This window comes from Bartonella sp. AC62GZZY (assembly GCF_042196525.1).
In the GTDB taxonomy this organism is placed as follows: domain Bacteria; phylum Pseudomonadota; class Alphaproteobacteria; order Rhizobiales; family Rhizobiaceae; genus Bartonella.
The window spans coordinates 1-17658 of record NZ_JBHIQN010000004.1 but is presented as its reverse complement, the minus strand read 5'-3'; the positions used below and the strand labels follow the sequence as shown (position 1 = coordinate 17658).

Sequence of the window (17658 nt, the reverse complement as noted above, 5' to 3'; positions counted from 1 at the left end):
CATAAGAGAATAAGCTTTATTATTTATTTTTCTAGCGCACCGCTCTATAGATAATTTATTATTTTTTTTGAATAACAGCTCCGAATAGCGTAATTTCACCTCATCATAAAGCTTCTCATATTAAATCGATTAAAGTCATCTTCTTGCCAGTCACAAACGAGATCGGTGTATGGCTAAAAACTATTCAAGAAAAAATAAAATACTTCTTATATCATCTCTCTCTCGTATCAAAAACTGGCGCAATATTGACAGCTGAGAAAGAATAATAATGATGATACTCAACAAGCTTTATATTTCTTCACAAAGGCGTTAATAGTATACTATTCGCGTATGTTATATCATTTATGAGCCCTATCATGGAATGGATGTAGTGTACATTAAGCGATCTCTCTTAAGTACATGAATATGCAACAAAAAGTATATTCTGTTTAAAGTGTTCTGTTTGGCATGAAAAGCATACTCCTATTAGAGAATGCAATTAACAAAAAAGTGTAAGGCAATGCACTATCTCCATGGTTTAAAAAATATTACTTTAGATGCTTTTGAAATCATAAATTGGATTAACGGCAAAAATGGGAATTTTCTTTGGATACCTTCATATTCTTTCTAAATAAGACTGTATTCCGGATTCATAAATAAATCAAAAGATATAACTCTTGCCCTAATCTGGCATACAAAAGCTAGAACTTCTTATAAAATTCTTAATCGTCTCAATATTTACCTCAAATACACGATTGCATTAGATCTGGATTTTGATTGACAAGTTATTGAATAAGAAAAAGCTTTATTTAGAATAAAAATATTGTAAAATTGTCAATAAATTGGCTATGGATTGAGAGATATTCCGGATTTTTATCAATCTCTTTGCAAAACAACAACAACAATACCGCTAGCTTTATACTTACTTACTCTTACAAGAATTCATATAAATTTCTTGTGTCATATTGATAAAAATCAAATTGACTGTGATTTTTGGGATAATTCTTAGCTCGAGAATAGAACATACGTATTATAAAAAACTTTTACGAAGCTTCAGAAATTGAAGCTCAATAGAGCCTTAAAGACTTGGATAAATAGTTTTGCCATAAAAATATTGCCTCCATCTTCCAAAATTATAAAAAAACATGTAAAAGGTTTTCTAATAATCAGGCAAAGAATGTAAAGACTTTGCCTCAAATGAAATTTCATTAAACGAAAAGAAGAAAATTTATGCAATTGCGTAACATTGCCATCATTGCCCACGTTGACCATGGGAAAACAACGCTTGTAGACGGGCTTCTCAAGCAATCAGGAAACTTCCGTGATAATCAACGTACAAGCGAACGTATGATGGATTCAAACGATATTGAGAAAGAACGCGGAATTACAATCCTAGCGAAAGTGACATCTGTTGTTTGGAAAGATACTCGAATTAATATTGTTGATACACCAGGACACGCTGACTTTGGTGGAGAAGTTGAACGCATCCTCAATATGGTTGATGGAGCCATCGTCCTTGTTGATGCAGCTGAAGGACCAATGCCACAAACAAAATTTGTCGTTGGCAAAGCATTGAAAGTAGGTTTGCGCCCTATTGTTGCTATTAATAAAATTGACCGACCTGATGCACGCGTTGATGAAGTTATTAATGAGGTTTTTGACCTTTTCGCTGCTCTTGACGCAACTGATGAACAGCTTGATTTTCCCATTCTTTATGGTTCAGGACGCGATGGATGGATGGCTGAAGCCCCCGAGGGACCAAAAGATCAAGGATTAGGTCCTTTATTTGATCTTGTAACGCGGCATGTTCCTTCCCCTAGCGTCGCAGAAGGCCCATTCCGCATGATTGGAACTATTCTTGAAGCGGATCCGTTTTTGGGACGAATTATTACAGGTCGTATTCATTCCGGCTCTCTAAAACCCAATCAAAATGTCAAGGTTCTGGGACAAGATGGAAAACTTTTAGAAACTGGGCGGATTTCAAAAATTCTAGCATTTCGTGGTCTAGAACGGCAACCTATTGAAGAAGGAAGTGCTGGTGATATTGTTGCGATTGCAGGTCTGCAAAAAGGTACCGTCGCTGATACTTTCTGTGATCCTACGGTTAATGAACCCCTTACTGCCCAACCAATTGATCCTCCTACTGTGACGATGAGTTTTCTCGTCAACGATAGCCCCCTTGCAGGAACTGAAGGCGATAAAGTAACAAGTCGTGTCATTCGTGACCGATTGTTAAAAGAAGCAGAAGGCAATGTCGCTCTTAAAATTGAAGAATCAGCCGATAAAGATTCTTTCTACGTTTCAGGACGAGGAGAATTACAGCTTGCAGTTCTTATTGAAAATATGCGCCGTGAAGGATTTGAGCTTAGTGTTTCACGTCCACGTGTTGTTATGCAAAAAGATGAAAATGGAACAATTCTTGAGCCAATCGAAGAAGTTGTTATCGATGTCGATGAAGAATATTCCGGTACTGTTGTACAAAAAATGTCTGAACGTAAGGGTGAAATGGTAGAATTACGTCCTTCTGGAGGTCATCGTGTCCGCCTTGTCTTTTACGCCCCAACTAGAGGACTTATTGGTTATCAATCTGAACTTTTAACGGACACACGTGGTACAGCAATTATGAATCGCCTTTTCCATGCTTATGAACCTTATAAAGGAGACATTGCTGGTCGCGTTAATGGTGTTATGATTTCTAATGACAACGGTGAATCTGTTGCTTATGCTCTTTTTAATCTTGAAGATCGTGGACCTATGATCATTGATGCAGGTGTGAAAGTCTATCAAGGTATGATTATTGGCATCCACTCACGCGATAATGACTTAGAAGTTAATGTGTTAAAAGGAAAAAAACTTACTAATATGCGCGCTTCCGGAAAAGATGAAGCGGTAAAGTTAACGCCTCCCATTAAAATGACATTAGAACGTGCCTTATCATGGATACAAGATGATGAACTTGTGGAGGTAACCCCTAAAAATATTCGTCTCCGCAAACTCTATCTTGATCCCAATGAACGTAAACGTTTTGAAAAAACACGTGCATCAATTTCAAGTTAATTTCATAATCTCTTTGGTAAAATATTTAATTGTATTGAGCCTCACTATATTCCAGAAAGGATGTCTCTATGAATATTAAGGAAATACCCGTAGGCAAAAATCCACCAGAAGATATTAACGTTATTGTGGAAGTCTCTCTTGGTGGTCAGCCAATAAAATATGAGATGGATAAAAAGTCGGGTGCATTATTTGTTGACCGTTTTCTTCATACATCGATGGTTTATCCTGGAAATTACGGTTTTGTCCCTCATACGCTTTCAGATGATGGTGATCCTATTGATGTCCTTATCTGTAATACCCGTCCACTTATACCTGGTTGTGTTATCAATGTTCGCCCCATCGGAGCTCTAATGATGGAAGATGATGGTGGTAAAGATGAAAAAATTATTGCCATTCCCACGACAAAATTAACAAAACGCTATATCAATATTCATGACTATACAGATCTGCCCGAGATTACACTCAAACAAATTGAACATTTCTTCAAGCATTATAAAGATCTGGAACCTGGAAAATGGGCTAAAATTGAAGGATGGCGTAATAAAAACTTTGCTCATGAATTAATTAAGCAAGCTGTTGAGCGCAATAAAAAAGTATAACGATTTTAATAAAATAAAGCCTATAAAAAATAGGCTTTGTTCTTTATTTTTTCTACGAGATACAATCTCTAAAGGATTGCCATATCTGTTGTAGCTCTTCTAAATGTGTTGAAAAGTAAAGTTGTTTGTAGCGAGATATTGCGCCGCTTTTCAGGGAAATAGAAGAAGATGGGATTTTCCACTGCTTCGCAAGAAATTTAATGAGAGCTTTATTCGCTTTTCCATCTTCAGGAACAGCACGAAGGCGTATAACCAGATATTGCTTTTCACCATCCCTACATTCAACCCCTATTATTTTGTCAACAGATGATTTGGGAATGAGATATACAAACAAAATCAAGTTATTTTTATCAACTTGATAAAACATGTATTCGCCTCAAGTAACATTTCTATACATACATGTTTGCGTAAACACGCCACATAAAAGTACGAATAAAATAAATAATAACGAACACTATAATAGGTGAAATATCAATTGTTCCCAAATTTGGTAAAATTTGCCGGATACGGCTTAGAACGGGATTTGTAAGACGATATAGAAAGCTTCCTATCAAAACAACAAAGCGATTGCGTGAATTTATGATATTAAAGACATAAAGCCAAGAAAAAATGACACTAGCGATTAAAATATCAATATAAATCTCAAAAATCAAATCAATCGTTCGAAGCAATGCATAAATCATGCGTCATCCCTTTCAATCAAGGAAACAGAAGAGCGTATAGAAAACCTTCATTAAAGCAGGCCTGTGTATCAAAAAATGGTTTTATATTTCAATACTCTTTTTTCTTGAATAAAAACCAGACATCTAAATTCTTCATCTCTCTATTTAATGACGATGCAGTTAGAAAACAAATATCAAAAGTAAAAATAGCACATAAAATAGAAGAAACGGCAAAAAATCTGAATATCCCTTATAGGATTAATCTTAAATCTCATCGTTTTAATTATTAATTATAAAAAACAAACAAACTAAAAGCGGCCTTTAAAAGGCCGTTTTTAGTTTTAAAATTATTTTTGCAAAGCAGTCAAACGATTAAGAGCACTGCTAAAACCATCTAGCTGAATAAATAAATCATTCAAAGCTGGTTCACCTGCAGCAGCAATTGTCATCGCCAACTTTAACTGTTTTCCAGAACGCAAAGCTGCTACGTGATTTTTGTCAAAAACGACAGGAACCACACAACCTGCTGGCACACAAGTCCTTATACCAGTTTCAATAACAGCTTTCCCTTCATCAACTTGCAAACGAACAGGTTTAGAAACCAAAATGCCAAAAGGAACGGTTAAGCTACCTGATACAACACCCTCAGCATTGAGAATAAGGCTCATAGCCACAACAACACGCCCTTGCTCATTTACTTCTTGACGATGCATAAAGCAAACTTTTTTCCCTTCTTGTAACCCACAATTAATGGTCCACAAGCCATAGGTTTCAGTTAAAGAAGAAGCACCATTTGGTAATGTCTCTACTGCATCTTTTGGTGCAGAAGGCTTTGAACCTGTTGCAAATGCAACAGATGAAATACTCAAAAGAGTACAAACTATAAGTAAATTAAATAACTTTTTCATTTTATATCCCTGTTCTTTACATAAAAGAGAAACATATTTATTATTTATAAATTAATATAAAGTATCTCAATACAAAAAGCTTTCTTATAATCATATAGCTTTTATAACAACCGAAGGCTACCTCGAAATTCGCTAACAACTTTCATATAAACATGCTTTTTAAAAGAAACAACAATTAAAGGAAGGGTTTCTAGATCAACCCATTTCCATTGATCGAACTCCGCTTTATTGCCTTCTGGCGGCGGATTAATCGCAATTTCAGAAAGCTTTCCTGTAAACTGGAAAGCAAACCACTTTTGTATTTGTCCACGATATTTATTGCTTAATGTGCACCCAATAAGTTCTTGTGGAAAATCATAGTGAAACCAATTTTGTGCTTCTTTAATCAACTTTATAGATCGAATACCCGTTTCTTCATAAAGTTCACGATACGCTGCATCTAATGGTTTTTCATCTTCATCAATCCCTCCTTGAGGAAGCTGCCAACGATGAGATATGTCAATATCTGCATCTGGATGAATGGGCATCATTAAACGACGCCCAACCCACACTTTACCCTCATGATTAAAGACAACAATCCCAACACATTTGCGATATGGAAGAATCTTCAAATTAATACCTGCATCCATTTAATATTCCTCAAAATCGCAAGCTATAGATATCAATTCTCACTTTAACACATCCTTATTGGGATCTGGTGGAAATGCTGCATTTACCATTTCACCTCGTAATAGTTTATAGGCCTCATTCAATTGAATATCATCTTTAGGGTCTTTGGGAACAAAAGCAGCTGAACCAGATCCTTTATTACTCTCTCGTTTTCCTTTGATATGTCCTTTTAATGCAGACTCACCAACTTTTACATCATAACCCTTATATTTTTCGGGGAGTGGCTGCTCTACAATAATATCAGGCGTGATCCCTGTTCCTTGAATAGAAGTGCCAGATGGCGTGTAATAAAGTGCTGTTGTTAAGCGTAAAGCCCCATTTTCACCCAAAGGAATAATTGTTTGAACAGATCCTTTACCAAAAGACTGCGTCCCTAAAATTGTTGCACGACGATGATCTTGCAATGCACCCGCAACAATTTCGGAAGCACTTGCCGAACCACCATTAATAAGAACAATGAGCGGTTTTCCATTGATGACATCACCTGGCTTCGCATCAAATCTTGTCACATCACTCTTTTTGCGCCCACGAGTCGACACAATTTCACCTTTATTGAGAAAAGCACTCGAAACATTAACAGCTTGATCTAAAAGCCCACCCGGATTAAGCCGCAAATCAAGAACGTAACCTTTTAGCTTATCTTCAGGAATTTTAGATTGGATATCTTTAATTGCCGCTAGAAGATTATTTAATGTCTGCTCAGAAAACTGAATAACTCTCACATATCCAATGTCACCCTCAACCCGATATTTCACCGCTTTTACTTTGATAATATCACGAATAATCTTCACTTCAAATGGCTTATCAACGCCAGAACGAATAATTGTTAAGGTAATTGGTGTTCCAGGAGCACCTCGCATCTTATTAACAGCTTCATTCAATGTTTGACCATTCGTTTGTACATCATCAATTTTTGAAATAAGGTCTCCTGCTAGAATACCTGCTTTTGAAGCAGGAGTATCATCCATTGGTGAAACAACTTTAATTAAGTTTTTTTCCATAGTGACCTCAATACCAAGACCTCCGAACTCTCCTTTCGTAGAATCCCGCATATCCTTGGCTTCTTCGGCATTCAAATAAGATGAATGAGGGTCCAGTGATGTGAGCATGCCATTGATAGCATTTTCAATAAGCTTTTTATCATCTGGAACTGTAACATATTGCATACGCACACGCTCAAAAACATCGCCAAATATAGCTAGCTTTTTATATGCATTATCTTCATTATTCGCAGCAACAGACTGCACCATAATCATTGAACAGGCGCCGAGCAATACCCCAGCGACCAAAAGAATAACTTTACGAATCATTTTGGCTCCTTCTTATTTTTTCAGTCTGCCACCAAGGAGTTGGATTTACAGGTTTTCCCTGCTTTCTAAACTCAATGTAAAGCATTGGAGAAGTTTTTCCTATATCCAATGCAACACTGTTTGAAATAAATTGCATCTCCATTATACCCAGAGGCTCACCTGAAAGAACAAACTGCCCCTGTTTTACATTAATTCTCGACATTCCAGTAAGAATGATATGATAACCATTTCCAACGTTGAGAATGATTAAATGTCCGTAAGAACGAAATGGCCCAGCAAAAGCAACAAAAGCATCCACAGGTGATATAACAACAGCTCCTGACTCTGTTTCTATCGTTTCACCAAAGCGCGTAATCTGCGAACTTTTGTTAGAGTGATGTATTCTTTTTCCTGAAACAGGAAAAAGTAAAGAACCTTTTCGGCTTTCAAAATTGGACTGTTCTAACAATTGCAAACTTTTCCGTACCTGTACTGATGCATCAGAGCTAAGTTTTGACTGACGATCAAGCTCTAAAATCAATTCTTCCAAAGACTGCGCTTTTTTAGCAAGAGCAATATTTTTTCGTTGCTGTTCTGTAAGTTCTTTTTCTGATTTTGTTTGTAGTTTGTTTTTTTTGTCTAATAAAAGCTCTAAACGTTTTCGCTGCTCTGCTTGATTTTGCAGTTTTGTCTTTAATCCTGTATATTCCCTAGTAATGGAATTACTCAAATTGGTCAACTCCTTGAGTTTTACTGTTAAATCTCGTGTTTTCTCCTGCATCTGAGGAATAACTGTACCTAATAAAACAGAACTACGTATAGAAGCCAACGCGTCCTCTGGCTGTATCATAAGAGCAGGAGGCGGATTCAATCCCATACGCTCCAAAATTGCAAGAACTTCTGCAAATTCAGCACGACGATTTTTTAAACTTTGATAGACTTGTACCCGCTTTTCTATCATTTTTTTAAGCTTTTCTTCCCTTTTAGCAATATCATCTGCTACTATACGTTCTTCTTTAGCCGCCTTTATGAGTGCATCACTCAAAACACGTTGATCTTTTTTTAAATGCTCAACTTGATGCATAAGAAAAGCAACACGCTCACGTGAAAGTGAAATATTTTGGCGAATTTCTCCCAATTCTTTATGGACTTCCGTACTCCTCATTGTATCTTCCGCATGCGATACAGAAAAGCAAAAAAACATACTCAAGAGCAGAATGACAAATATGACGCACTCCTCATATAAATATAGCATCTTTCTATGAAGAAGCTTTTTCATTTGCAAAAACCATGACACCTCATCGTATACATTAGAGATGCTTTAAATGGTGTCAGCTAAAACAATATTAATAAACATATAAATAAGTGCTAAAAATTGAACAAAAATATTAAAAACGATGATACGGATGATTATTTTCAATTGTTACAGCGCGATAAAGTTGTTCTGTAAGAAGAATACGTGCAATTTGATGTGGCCACGTCATCAAACCAAAAGATAAAAGAAAATCAGCACGCTTCCTTATTTGCTCATTATGCCCATCAGGTCCTCCCAAAGCAATGACGACATCTCGAATTCCCTCATCACAATAACACCTCAATTTTTCAGAAAAAGAAGTTGACGAAATCGATTCTCCACGCTCATCTAACACAATTAATCGACATTTTTCAGGTAAAAATTCAATAAGTTTTCTCCCCTCTTCCTCCATACGTTGACAAACTGTTTGAGCACGACTTTCTGGTATCTCTTGTAACTTTTTTAAATGAAAGCCTACAGCACCAGAACTTTTAGAAAAACGATCCAAATAATGTTGAACCAATGTTTGCTCTGCCCCACTTTTCATACGACCAACCGCAAAAATAGAAATTTGCATTTTAATGATCTCCGAAGAGAAGCAAAGCCGTATCATTTAAATCCGGCGTCATCCATATTTTTTCTAAATTATAAAAAAGACGAACTTCTGGACGAAAAAGATGAATGATAATATCACCTGTATCAATCAATACCCAGTCACCTCCAGCAAGCCCTTCTACACACGCAAGCCCCTGCCCACTATCTTTCCAAGTATGTAATAAATGATCAGCAACAGAAGATACATGACGCTGCGAATTTGCTGAAGCTATGATCATATAATCAGCCAAAGATGACTTCCCTCGAATATCAATAGCAACAATATCTTCTGCTTTTGTATCTTCTAAACTCTTGAGAATAACTTCAAGACTCTCACTAACAGAAAAAACTTTTTTTTCTTTTGAAGGCATAATATCATAACAGTGTTTGTGTGCAACGTTTTTCAGATCAATATCCTTTCTTGTCGTTGTGTAATGTCAAAAAGAGACTTCTTTAGAAAGAAGCAGAATCTTATGAAATGTTCAAGAAAAATCATTCTTCTCCAAACGAAGGTTTGTTGAAGATTGAAAAGATAAAGGTCCATGCAAATAAGTCCAAACTGGCGGTTTTATAAAAGGTAAGCGCCCACTTTCTCTCTCATCCAAACGAAATCGGCGATAAATCTGTGCCATAGGAGAAAAGAGTGCCGACCTATGGCCTAAAGGACGATCAATAATTGCAATAGGAAGCATAGAGACAATATCACGCCATCGATACCAATGATGTATCGTTGTAAAACTATCCGCTCCCATAATCCATACAAAATTTACACTACTGTAATGGGTAAGAATATGGAAAATTGTATCTACCGATACTTTGCTCCCTATAGCTTTTTCAAAACCTGTCAAGCGAATTTTCGGATGGTCAATAAGTTTAAAACTTAATCGCATTCTCTCCTCTAAAGGGAGTAACTGTGTACAATCCTTTAAAGGATTGCCTGGACTAACCATCCACCATAACTGATCAAGATGTAAACGCTGAATGGCAATTTTTGCAACGAGAAGGTGCCCCGCATGCGGCGGATTAAAGGAACCACCAAAAAGACCTACAACATTAGATCTTTCAACATGTGGCATACAATTTTTCCATGGAAAAAATAGGCTTTTCAAACTCTAACCTGACCATTTCCTTTAACATGATATTGAAATGATGTTAGCTGTTCAACACCTATGGGACCACGTGCATGCATTTTTCCTGTTGCGATACCAATTTCCATTCCAAAACCAAATTCACCTCCATCAGCAAACTGTGTCGATGCATTGTGTAATAAAATAGCTGAATCTAAATGATTAAAAAAGATCTTCACCACTTCCAAATCCTCAGCAATAACCGATTCCGTATGTCCTGATGAATAACGCTTGATATGAGCAATAGCTCCCTCAACCCCCTCAACCGTTTTAACAGAAAGAATAGCATCAAGATATTCATGTGACCAATCTTCTTCAGAGGCTAATTTTACATCTGGCATAAGAAAAACAATATCTTCTGTGGCGCGAATTTCACATCCCTTCTCCTGTAAAGCAGTTAAAACAGGAAGAAACTTTTTTAATGCTTGGCTGTCAATGAGAACTGTCTCAACAGCACCGCATATCCCTGTTCGCCGCAGCTTTGCATTTAAAACAATATTGCGTGCCATATCTAAATCTGCCGATTTATCAATATAAATATGACAAAGTCCCTCCAAATGAGCAAAAATTGGAACACGTGCATCAGACTGAACGCGGGCAACAAGGCTCTTTCCACCACGTGGTACGATCACATCAATCGCTCCATCCAATCCTTTGAGCATTTCCCCAACGGCAGCACGATCTGTCGTTCCAACCATTTGGATAGCATCTTTGGGTAAACCAGAGCGCTCTAATCCTTGTACCAACGCACAATGAAGTGCATGAGAAGAATGAAAGCTATCCGAACCACCGCGCAAAATCGCAGCATTGCCCGCTTTTAAACACAAAGCACTCGCATCAATTGTAACATTTGGGCGACTCTCATAAATAATGCCAATTACACCAAGAGGTGTTCTTACACGACTTATATGAAGCCCATTGGGGCGTGTCCACGCACTTATGACCTGCCCAACAGGATCAGATAAATGAGCAACTTGACGAACACTATCTATCATTGCACCCAAACGCAATTCATCTAATCTAAGCCGATCAATCATTGCTGCTTTCAAATTATTCTGAGCAGCCTTCTCTAAATCCAAACAATTCGCCTGTAAAATTTCATCTGAGTAAGCCTCTAGGCTTAAAGCGATCATTTCCAATGCATTGTTCTTTTGCTCAGAAGAAGCAACAGCCAATGCTGCAGCGGCATAGCGTGCTTTTTGTCCCATATCTTTCATTTTTTCTTCTAAAGTCATCGTATCATCCACTCTGCCAAAATAATAAAAACAAAAGTAACTTTTTTAAACAGAATTGATCAAGTAACGTACAATCATATCATTACGATGCACCATAGCAGAGCGCGCCTCATACCCAAGAATAGCTTCAATTTCTTCACTTTTATGTCCTATAATGCGTACAGCCTCATCTTTGTCATAGCTTACAAGTCCACGCGCAATCTCAACTCCATCTGTACCAACAATTGCAACCGTATCCCCACGCTGGAAATTTCCCTCAACGCCAATAACCCCTGCTGCTAATAATGATTTTCCTGTTTCAAGAGCCCTAATGGCTCCTTGATCAATCGTCAAAACACCAGATGGATCTAAATGACCAGAAATCCATGTTTTCCAAGCATTGACAGATTTCTTACTTGCTGCAAAAAAACTCTTGCGTTCACCTTTGTCAATTGCAGCAAGGGGATTCATACGTTTGCCTGAGGTGATAATCATCGCCGTTCCAGCAGCATTAGCTATTTTTCCGGCATCAAGCTTAGTCTTCATTCCTCCCCGCGAAAACTCTGAAGCAGCAACATCTGCCATTTTTTCGATATCATGCGTAATGGATGCAACAAAAGGTATAAATTCAGCCGTAGGATCTCTATGGGGAGACTTTGTATAAAGACCATCAATATCAGATAAAAGTATTAAAAGATCTGCCCTCACCATTGTTGCCACACGTGCAGCTAAACGGTCATTATCACCATAACGAATTTCAGTTGTCGCAACAGTATCATTCTCATTAATAACAGGCACAGCCCCCAAATATAAAAGCATCTCAATCGTTGCACGTGCATTGAGATAACGTCTTCGCTCCTCCGTATCAAATAAAGTAAGCAAAATTTGGCCTGTTTTGAGCCCATGTTGAGCAAGCGCATCACCATAGGTTTTCGCTAACTCAATTTGCCCCAAAGCAGCACATGCCTGACTTTCTTCCAATTTCAAAGCCCCCTTAGGAAGCTGTAGCAATGTCCTTCCTAAAGCAATAGCCCCTGAAGACACCAATAATATCTCTACACCTTTTTTGTGTAATCCAACAACATCACTGATCAAACTTTTAAGCCATTCAACCCGTAACCCTGTCTGAGGATCAACCAAAAGTGCAGATCCAATTTTGACCACGATACGTTTATAGTGTGTGAGTTTTTGCAATCCAACAGCCATCTCAATCAATCCTGCTATCCCCACCGTTCTCCTCTTTACGTGAAATTTCAATAATACGTGCACCAGCACGCAGCACATTTTCTAAACCTTCGCGACTAACCGCAGAAAACATCATAACAGGTTGATCCGTTACTCTTTGTAAAGCTTCCTGTTTCGTTTTACGCTCGTCAACCGTGAGCGTATCTATTTGGCTTAAAGCGACAATTTCAGTCTTATTACTTAGATTGTTTCCATAAGACTCAAGTTCATGACGCACAATTTGATATGCTTTTGCAACATCTTCTTCTTGAGCAGAAATCAAATGAAGGAGGACACGACAACGTTCCACATGTCCTAAAAAACGGTCTCCAATTCCCACCCCTTCATGGGCTCCTTCGATTAACCCCGGAATATCAGCCAAAACAAATTCACGACCATCAATTCGTACAACACCAAGATGAGGATGTAGAGTGGTAAAAGGATAATCTGCAACTTTTGGTTTTGCAGCCGTCACAGAAGCTAAAAAAGTCGATTTCCCAGCATTTGGTAAACCAACAAGTCCCGCATCAGCAATTAACTTCAAACGAAGCCATATTGCACGCTCTTCTCCAGACAAACCTGGATTTGCACGACGCGGTGCCCGATTTGTCGATGTTGTAAAGTGAAGATTGCCAAAACCGCCATTCCCGCCTTTTGCAAGGCGATAGCGCTGTCCCACTTCCGTTAAATCACAGATTAACGTTGTATTATCTTCTTCAAAAATTTGCGTCCCAACCGGAACTTTAAGGATGACATCATCACCCTTCTCACCCGTCATATTACGCCCCTTGCCATGTCCCCCTGTTTTTGCTTTAAAATGTTGTTGGTATCGATAATCAATCAGCGTGTTAAGCCCATCAACAACAAGCACCCAGACATCACCTCCCCGCCCCCCATTCCCCCCATCAGGCCCCCCAAATTCTATGAATTTTTCACGACGAAATGATACTGCTCCAGAACCTCCATTACCAGAACGAATATAAACTTTAGCTTGATCAAGAAATTTCATTGGAAGCGCTCACTGAGGAATCAATCTTTCTACCTCTATAGGCAATATATTAATTTTACCAGCTTTTCATCATTGTTAACAGAGAAACTCTAAATATCTCTGAATAACTATTTGAAAAAATCATCATACTTAAATACATGCGTAAAGTTAAGCTTTTTCAAATACGTAAGTAAAGTTAAGCCTTCTTAAAAGAAGGTGCTATTCTTGTATTTTTGTTTTTCCCTTAAATTCAAGCGCTAAAAGATAAAGCTCCACTGATTCTGATCGGCTTGCGGGTGGTTTAACATGATAGACTTTTTTAAAATGCTGTTTTAGTATTGTGAGAAGAGTGTTTTCTGCTCCACCTTGAAAAGCCTTTGCCAAAAAATGCCCACCAGGTTTTAGAACAGAAAGAGCAAAATCAGCAGCAACTTCACATAAATAAATCGTTCTTAAATGATCTGTTTGACGATGTCCTGTTGTTGGTGCAGCCATATCAGAAAGTACAACATCCGGCTTTGTTCCTAAAGCATCAATTAATTTCTGCGGTGCATCTGCATGTAAAAAATCCATTTCCAGCATCACAACCCCAGGCAACGGATCAACATGCAAATAATCAATACCAACCACGCTAGGCTTTTCATCACTTGACCCTATTATATGCCCAGCCACCTGACACCATCCCCCAGGTGCTGCTCCTAGATCAATAACCTTTTGTCCTTTTTTCAAAAAACTATAACGTTCATTAATTTCAATGAGTTTATAAGCCGCACGTGAACGATAACCATCTACTTTTGACTGATGAACATAAGGATCATTCAGATGCCTCTCTAACCATCGCCGTGATGAAGCTTTAATGGTTCCTGCTTTCTTTTTTACGCGCTGATATAATTCATGTGACCCTGAACCTCCATAGCCACCCTTGGGTGTTTTTGTTATTTTTTTCATCGTTATTCATTGTCTCCATATTTAGTTCTCTAACGCTTGAAATCTCTGCTCTTTCTATGACGACACCATACACCATCGCGTAACATCAGCTCTATTAAAATTCCTTCCCTTAATCCACGATCAGCAACCCTTAAACGCTGACTTGGCCAAACTTCTCGAATAACATCTAAAATTGCACAACCAGCTAAAACTAAATCTGCTCTCTCTCGCCCAATAAAAGGACTTATTACGCGTTTTTCTATATCCCATGACAATAGGCGTTTTGTCATAAGAGTAATGTCTGCATCATTCATCCAAATGCCATCCACTTTTCTTCTATCATAACGCTCTAAATTAAGATACATTCCTGCTAAAGTCGTAACTGTACCAGAGGTTCCCAAAAGATGAAACTTCGGACCTTGCGCTAACTCTCCTAATTTATGACGATCTGAAAAATTATTTAACAACCTTCGCACATAGCTTTTCATTTTTTCAAAATCGTCTAAACTAATATTATTTCCTCCAAAACGTTCAGCAAGTGTAACAACACCAACAGGAAGAGAAGTCCAAGCGATAATCTGTCCAGATAAACGAAAAGAACGTTTTTGAGAAACATCAAGGAGAACAATTTCTGATGATCCTCCTCCAATATCAAAAAGCACAATTGCATCAATATTTGGCTCAACAAGCGTACTGCACCCTGTAACCGCAAAACGCGCTTCTGTTTGCCGATCAACAATTTCCAATTCAAGACCTGTTTCATCCAAAACACGCTGAATAAAATGCCTACCATTTTCCGCTGAACGGCAAGCTTCCGTTGCAATCAAACGATAACGCTTAATATGCCTTTGTTTTAATTTTAAATGACAAATCTTTAATGCTTCAATCGCACGATCCATAGCTTGCGTATTAAGAAAACCGTTATTTATTAAACCTTCTCCCAATCGTACAATACGAGAAAAAGCATCAACAACACGAAAATATCCAGGTTTACTGGGAGATGCGATAAGAAGACGACAATTATTCGTTCCCAGATCAAGCGCCGCATAAAGAGGTGGGGATTTTACTTGAGAAAACCGTCGAAGAAAAGGAACTTTGAGTTTTTTTGTTTTTTGAGCTCCTATCATTGTCTGACCATGAAACTCAAAAGCTGTTTCCGATTGAATAAAAACCTGTTTCTGTTTACAATATTTTTTTCTCTGTTGTCCCTTTATATCAACAAATATGGAGTGTGCCTCTGTTCGTGACAATGCAGAAAGATTGTTTTTATTACTACCACACGGATCATAGAACTGATCTGCTTCAGTATCGCATGTTTCTCCTCGCTCTGACTCTTTTGAACCATAATTTAACGGGGTCATTTCTCTCATCCTTTGAGCGTTTCCCCCAATAAATAAACGCAAAAACTCTTCTACTCACTCCTAAATAAAGCAACAATGCAGCATCAAATAATAAAAGAAACCATTCCTTCTTTTTCTATCATCAAAATTTTCTACGCTAGCATTATTCAGATTTTGGTATAATCTTTTGGTTGTTTTCATGAAATCATTCTTCTCTTTATGAATTGAAAACTATAAATTAATCGTTTACGTTCACATTAATTTTTATAAATTATGCTCTTTTCTTTATACCATTTACCGGAGCACACCTCTATTGTAACAAACCTACACTATCATACTATTTGCTGACTCTTAAGGTTACAACAACCTATACATTAGTACGGTTTATAAGAAAAATTTTTTTAATCTCGTTATCCACACACGAGCCTCGTTTGTTATATACAATGAAATAGCTTTGATTATGCTGGAATAAAAGTTCTGTAGTACTACACAATGCAATTACAATAGCTGTTATTTTGTGAATACCAATAAAAACTATCGTTCAAAAAAACCCCTAGAATTATAAATTTATCTGAAAAATATTAATACATAACCAGACCGCTTAAAAAAAGAATTTAGTCTACTCATTATTGTAAGAAATAAATCGATTATTTCTAATCTTTTTTATTTTTAATAACTAACGAAATCTTTCTTTAAGCATTACGGGAAACACTAACTTGATTTTCTATTACATATAAAGAACTTACTGTGACTTTATATTTCATAAAACTCTCACTATTTCCAACAAATCATCTCGATATCATATTATATAAAACTTCTTACTTATTTAATCTTATAATTTACACTCAGAAATATAATACAACAATTTATGGAAAAATGACTCTTGTTAAAAATACTCGATGGATTCTAAGGACGGAAAGAATTAAGTGCTGCATTTAACCCTTTAAATGGTACAGTAAAAGAAAATACCTTACCTTCTTTAGTTTTATAGGAAATACGTACCTTATTGTTCTGCTCTATTTGTTTAGTCAAAACCGGCCCTACAGGTGATTGTGCCAAACAAACCGTTTCATTACATTGCGTATAATTAATAAGAACAGGTTTTTTAACACCTTTTACAAACATTTGAATCGGAACATTTATATCAGAATTTGGCAATGTTCGAAAAAGCATCACTGCTTGACCACTTGTCGTAGAAACAAGAGACCAACTAAAAATGGTATTTCCTTCTTGATCATGAACCGTCTGTGTCACATTACATATACCTTGCTTATGTTTGAGCTTTTGTTTTTCGTCACAAATCAAAGTCCAATCATAAAACTGCATAATAATTCGACGTGTTTCGCCAGGTTCTCCCTTAGGTATCGATAAGTGCGGTGGATGCACTGTATAAATATTATTGTTCTCGTTGGCAAAGCTCTCGCTCTTGCCTATTAAGGCAAGAGCAAGCAGAATCTTTACTAACATACTTCTCGTTTTTACAATAACAGCCATTTTTTCTATTATCATCTCAACCTCAGAGTAATTCCAGCGCCTATTCCCCAATGACCTCCAGCACTTGTCACAGACACATTCGAGCGAATATTTCCATCTTCAGATGTATAACCAGCACCAATAGCAAGTGCAGATTGACTGCGCCACAAACCACTCCCAAATGAAACACTTAAAGATCCTGGTATATCATAGTAACGTAAGTTGGACACCGCTAGGCCAATAGCAGCAGCTTGTCTTGCTTCTTTCCGAACATCCTGAATAGCATAATTCAATGTCTCAAACTTCATATCCGT

General features: G+C 37.3%; 18 protein-coding genes. 2 read left to right on the top strand and 16 right to left on the bottom strand.

The annotated features are described in order from the left end of the window. Window positions 1-1209 precede the first annotated feature (1209 nt). Both typA and ppa read left to right on the top strand, forming a co-directional pair. Window positions 1210-3036, top strand: coding sequence for a translational GTPase TypA (gene typA / locus ACFIML_RS04300; protein ID WP_375606747.1), 1827 nt, complete (start codon window positions 1210-1212; stop codon window positions 3034-3036). Window positions 3037-3104: 68 nt separating this feature from the next. After that, window positions 3105-3635, top strand: coding sequence for an inorganic diphosphatase (gene ppa / locus ACFIML_RS04295; RefSeq protein WP_375687460.1), 531 nt, complete (start codon window positions 3105-3107; stop codon window positions 3633-3635). 52 nt (window positions 3636-3687) lie between these two features. On the opposite strand, the gene ACFIML_RS04290 is transcribed toward ppa, so the two are convergent. The 16 genes from ACFIML_RS04290 to ACFIML_RS04215 form a co-directional block, all read right to left on the bottom strand. Continuing rightward, a complete protein-coding gene (locus ACFIML_RS04290) occupies window positions 3688-4002 on the bottom strand; it encodes a DUF167 domain-containing protein (protein ID WP_375608004.1) in 315 nt (104 codons plus the stop codon). A gap of 22 nt (window positions 4003-4024) precedes the next feature. Further along, entirely contained in the window at window positions 4025-4318 is a 294-nt protein-coding gene (locus tag ACFIML_RS04285) for a YggT family protein (protein WP_375610568.1), read from the bottom strand. Between the two features lie 326 nt (window positions 4319-4644). Then, entirely contained in the window at window positions 4645-5205 is a 561-nt protein-coding gene (locus tag ACFIML_RS04280; protein WP_375606743.1) for an invasion associated locus B family protein, read from the bottom strand. A 101-nt stretch (window positions 5206-5306) separates the two neighbouring features. After that, window positions 5307-5834: an RNA pyrophosphohydrolase gene (locus tag ACFIML_RS04275; RefSeq protein ID WP_375606742.1), complete on the bottom strand. Its 528-nt coding sequence runs from the start codon at window positions 5832-5834 to the stop codon at window positions 5307-5309. A 39-nt stretch (window positions 5835-5873) separates the two neighbouring features. Continuing rightward, window positions 5874-7184: a S41 family peptidase gene (locus tag ACFIML_RS04270; protein WP_375606741.1), complete on the bottom strand. Its 1311-nt coding sequence runs from the start codon at window positions 7182-7184 to the stop codon at window positions 5874-5876. Then, entirely contained in the window at window positions 7174-8418 is a 1245-nt protein-coding gene (locus ACFIML_RS04265) for a murein hydrolase activator EnvC family protein (protein WP_375610579.1), read from the bottom strand. The genes ACFIML_RS04270 and ACFIML_RS04265 overlap by 11 nt, the downstream gene beginning before the upstream one ends. A gap of 133 nt (window positions 8419-8551) precedes the next feature. Continuing rightward, the gene (gene rlmH / locus ACFIML_RS04260; protein WP_375687458.1) at window positions 8552-9034 is read right to left on the bottom strand and encodes a 23S rRNA (pseudouridine(1915)-N(3))-methyltransferase RlmH; all 483 of its coding nucleotides are present in this window, start codon (window positions 9032-9034) and stop codon (window positions 8552-8554) included. 1 nt (window position 9035) lies between these two features. Next, window positions 9036-9422, bottom strand: coding sequence for a ribosome silencing factor (gene rsfS / locus ACFIML_RS04255; RefSeq protein ID WP_375606739.1), 387 nt, complete (start codon window positions 9420-9422; stop codon window positions 9036-9038). A 111-nt stretch (window positions 9423-9533) separates the two neighbouring features. Next, window positions 9534-10127 carry a nicotinate-nucleotide adenylyltransferase gene (locus ACFIML_RS04250; protein WP_375687455.1) on the bottom strand — a complete coding sequence of 198 codons (594 nt, stop codon included), beginning with the start codon at window positions 10125-10127 and terminating at the stop codon, window positions 9534-9536. Between the two features lie 29 nt (window positions 10128-10156). Then, complete coding sequence (locus ACFIML_RS04245) at window positions 10157-11413, bottom strand: glutamate-5-semialdehyde dehydrogenase (protein ID WP_375606737.1); 1257 nt, start codon at window positions 11411-11413, stop codon at window positions 10157-10159. Between the two features lie 45 nt (window positions 11414-11458). Continuing rightward, the gene (proB, locus tag ACFIML_RS04240; RefSeq protein WP_375614582.1) at window positions 11459-12598 is read right to left on the bottom strand and encodes a glutamate 5-kinase; all 1140 of its coding nucleotides are present in this window, start codon (window positions 12596-12598) and stop codon (window positions 11459-11461) included. Between the two features lies 1 nt (window position 12599). Further along, a complete protein-coding gene (gene obgE / locus ACFIML_RS04235) occupies window positions 12600-13625 on the bottom strand; it encodes a GTPase ObgE (RefSeq protein WP_375614580.1) in 1026 nt (341 codons plus the stop codon). Between the two features lie 198 nt (window positions 13626-13823). Then, window positions 13824-14552, bottom strand: coding sequence for an RlmE family RNA methyltransferase (locus ACFIML_RS04230; protein WP_375606735.1), 729 nt, complete (start codon window positions 14550-14552; stop codon window positions 13824-13826). Between the two features lie 29 nt (window positions 14553-14581). Beyond that, complete coding sequence (locus tag ACFIML_RS04225) at window positions 14582-15892, bottom strand: Ppx/GppA phosphatase family protein (RefSeq protein ID WP_375607993.1); 1311 nt, start codon at window positions 15890-15892, stop codon at window positions 14582-14584. 885 nt (window positions 15893-16777) lie between these two features. Next, a complete protein-coding gene (locus tag ACFIML_RS04220) occupies window positions 16778-17380 on the bottom strand; it encodes an invasion associated locus B family protein (RefSeq protein WP_375615168.1) in 603 nt (200 codons plus the stop codon). Beyond that, on the bottom strand, window positions 17377-17658 hold a 282-nt coding region (locus tag ACFIML_RS04215), incomplete at its 5' end, for a YadA-like family protein (RefSeq protein WP_375687452.1). The genes ACFIML_RS04215 and ACFIML_RS04220, both read right to left, overlap by 4 nt.

Coding starts and splice junctions, on each gene's coding strand:
- typA (WP_375606747.1), top strand. CDS start 1,210: ATGCAATTGCGTAACATTGCCATCATTGCCCACGTTGACCATGGGAAA.
- ppa (WP_375687460.1), top strand. CDS start 3,105: ATGAATATTAAGGAAATACCCGTAGGCAAAAATCCACCAGAAGATATT.
- ACFIML_RS04290 (WP_375608004.1), bottom strand. CDS start 4,002: ATGTTTTATCAAGTTGATAAAAATAACTTGATTTTGTTTGTATATCTC.
- ACFIML_RS04285 (WP_375610568.1), bottom strand. CDS start 4,318: ATGATTTATGCATTGCTTCGAACGATTGATTTGATTTTTGAGATTTAT.
- ACFIML_RS04280 (WP_375606743.1), bottom strand. CDS start 5,205: ATGAAAAAGTTATTTAATTTACTTATAGTTTGTACTCTTTTGAGTATT.
- ACFIML_RS04275 (WP_375606742.1), bottom strand. CDS start 5,834: ATGGATGCAGGTATTAATTTGAAGATTCTTCCATATCGCAAATGTGTT.
- ACFIML_RS04270 (WP_375606741.1), bottom strand. CDS start 7,184: ATGATTCGTAAAGTTATTCTTTTGGTCGCTGGGGTATTGCTCGGCGCC.
- ACFIML_RS04265 (WP_375610579.1), bottom strand. CDS start 8,418: ATGCTATATTTATATGAGGAGTGCGTCATATTTGTCATTCTGCTCTTG.
- rlmH (WP_375687458.1), bottom strand. CDS start 9,034: ATGCAAATTTCTATTTTTGCGGTTGGTCGTATGAAAAGTGGGGCAGAG.
- rsfS (WP_375606739.1), bottom strand. CDS start 9,422: ATGCCTTCAAAAGAAAAAAAAGTTTTTTCTGTTAGTGAGAGTCTTGAA.
- ACFIML_RS04250 (WP_375687455.1), bottom strand. CDS start 10,127: ATGCCACATGTTGAAAGATCTAATGTTGTAGGTCTTTTTGGTGGTTCC.
- ACFIML_RS04245 (WP_375606737.1), bottom strand. CDS start 11,413: ATGACTTTAGAAGAAAAAATGAAAGATATGGGACAAAAAGCACGCTAT.
- proB (WP_375614582.1), bottom strand. CDS start 12,598: ATGGCTGTTGGATTGCAAAAACTCACACACTATAAACGTATCGTGGTC.
- obgE (WP_375614580.1), bottom strand. CDS start 13,625: ATGAAATTTCTTGATCAAGCTAAAGTTTATATTCGTTCTGGTAATGGA.
- ACFIML_RS04230 (WP_375606735.1), bottom strand. CDS start 14,552: ATGAAAAAAATAACAAAAACACCCAAGGGTGGCTATGGAGGTTCAGGG.
- ACFIML_RS04225 (WP_375607993.1), bottom strand. CDS start 15,892: ATGACCCCGTTAAATTATGGTTCAAAAGAGTCAGAGCGAGGAGAAACA.
- ACFIML_RS04220 (WP_375615168.1), bottom strand. CDS start 17,380: ATGATAATAGAAAAAATGGCTGTTATTGTAAAAACGAGAAGTATGTTA.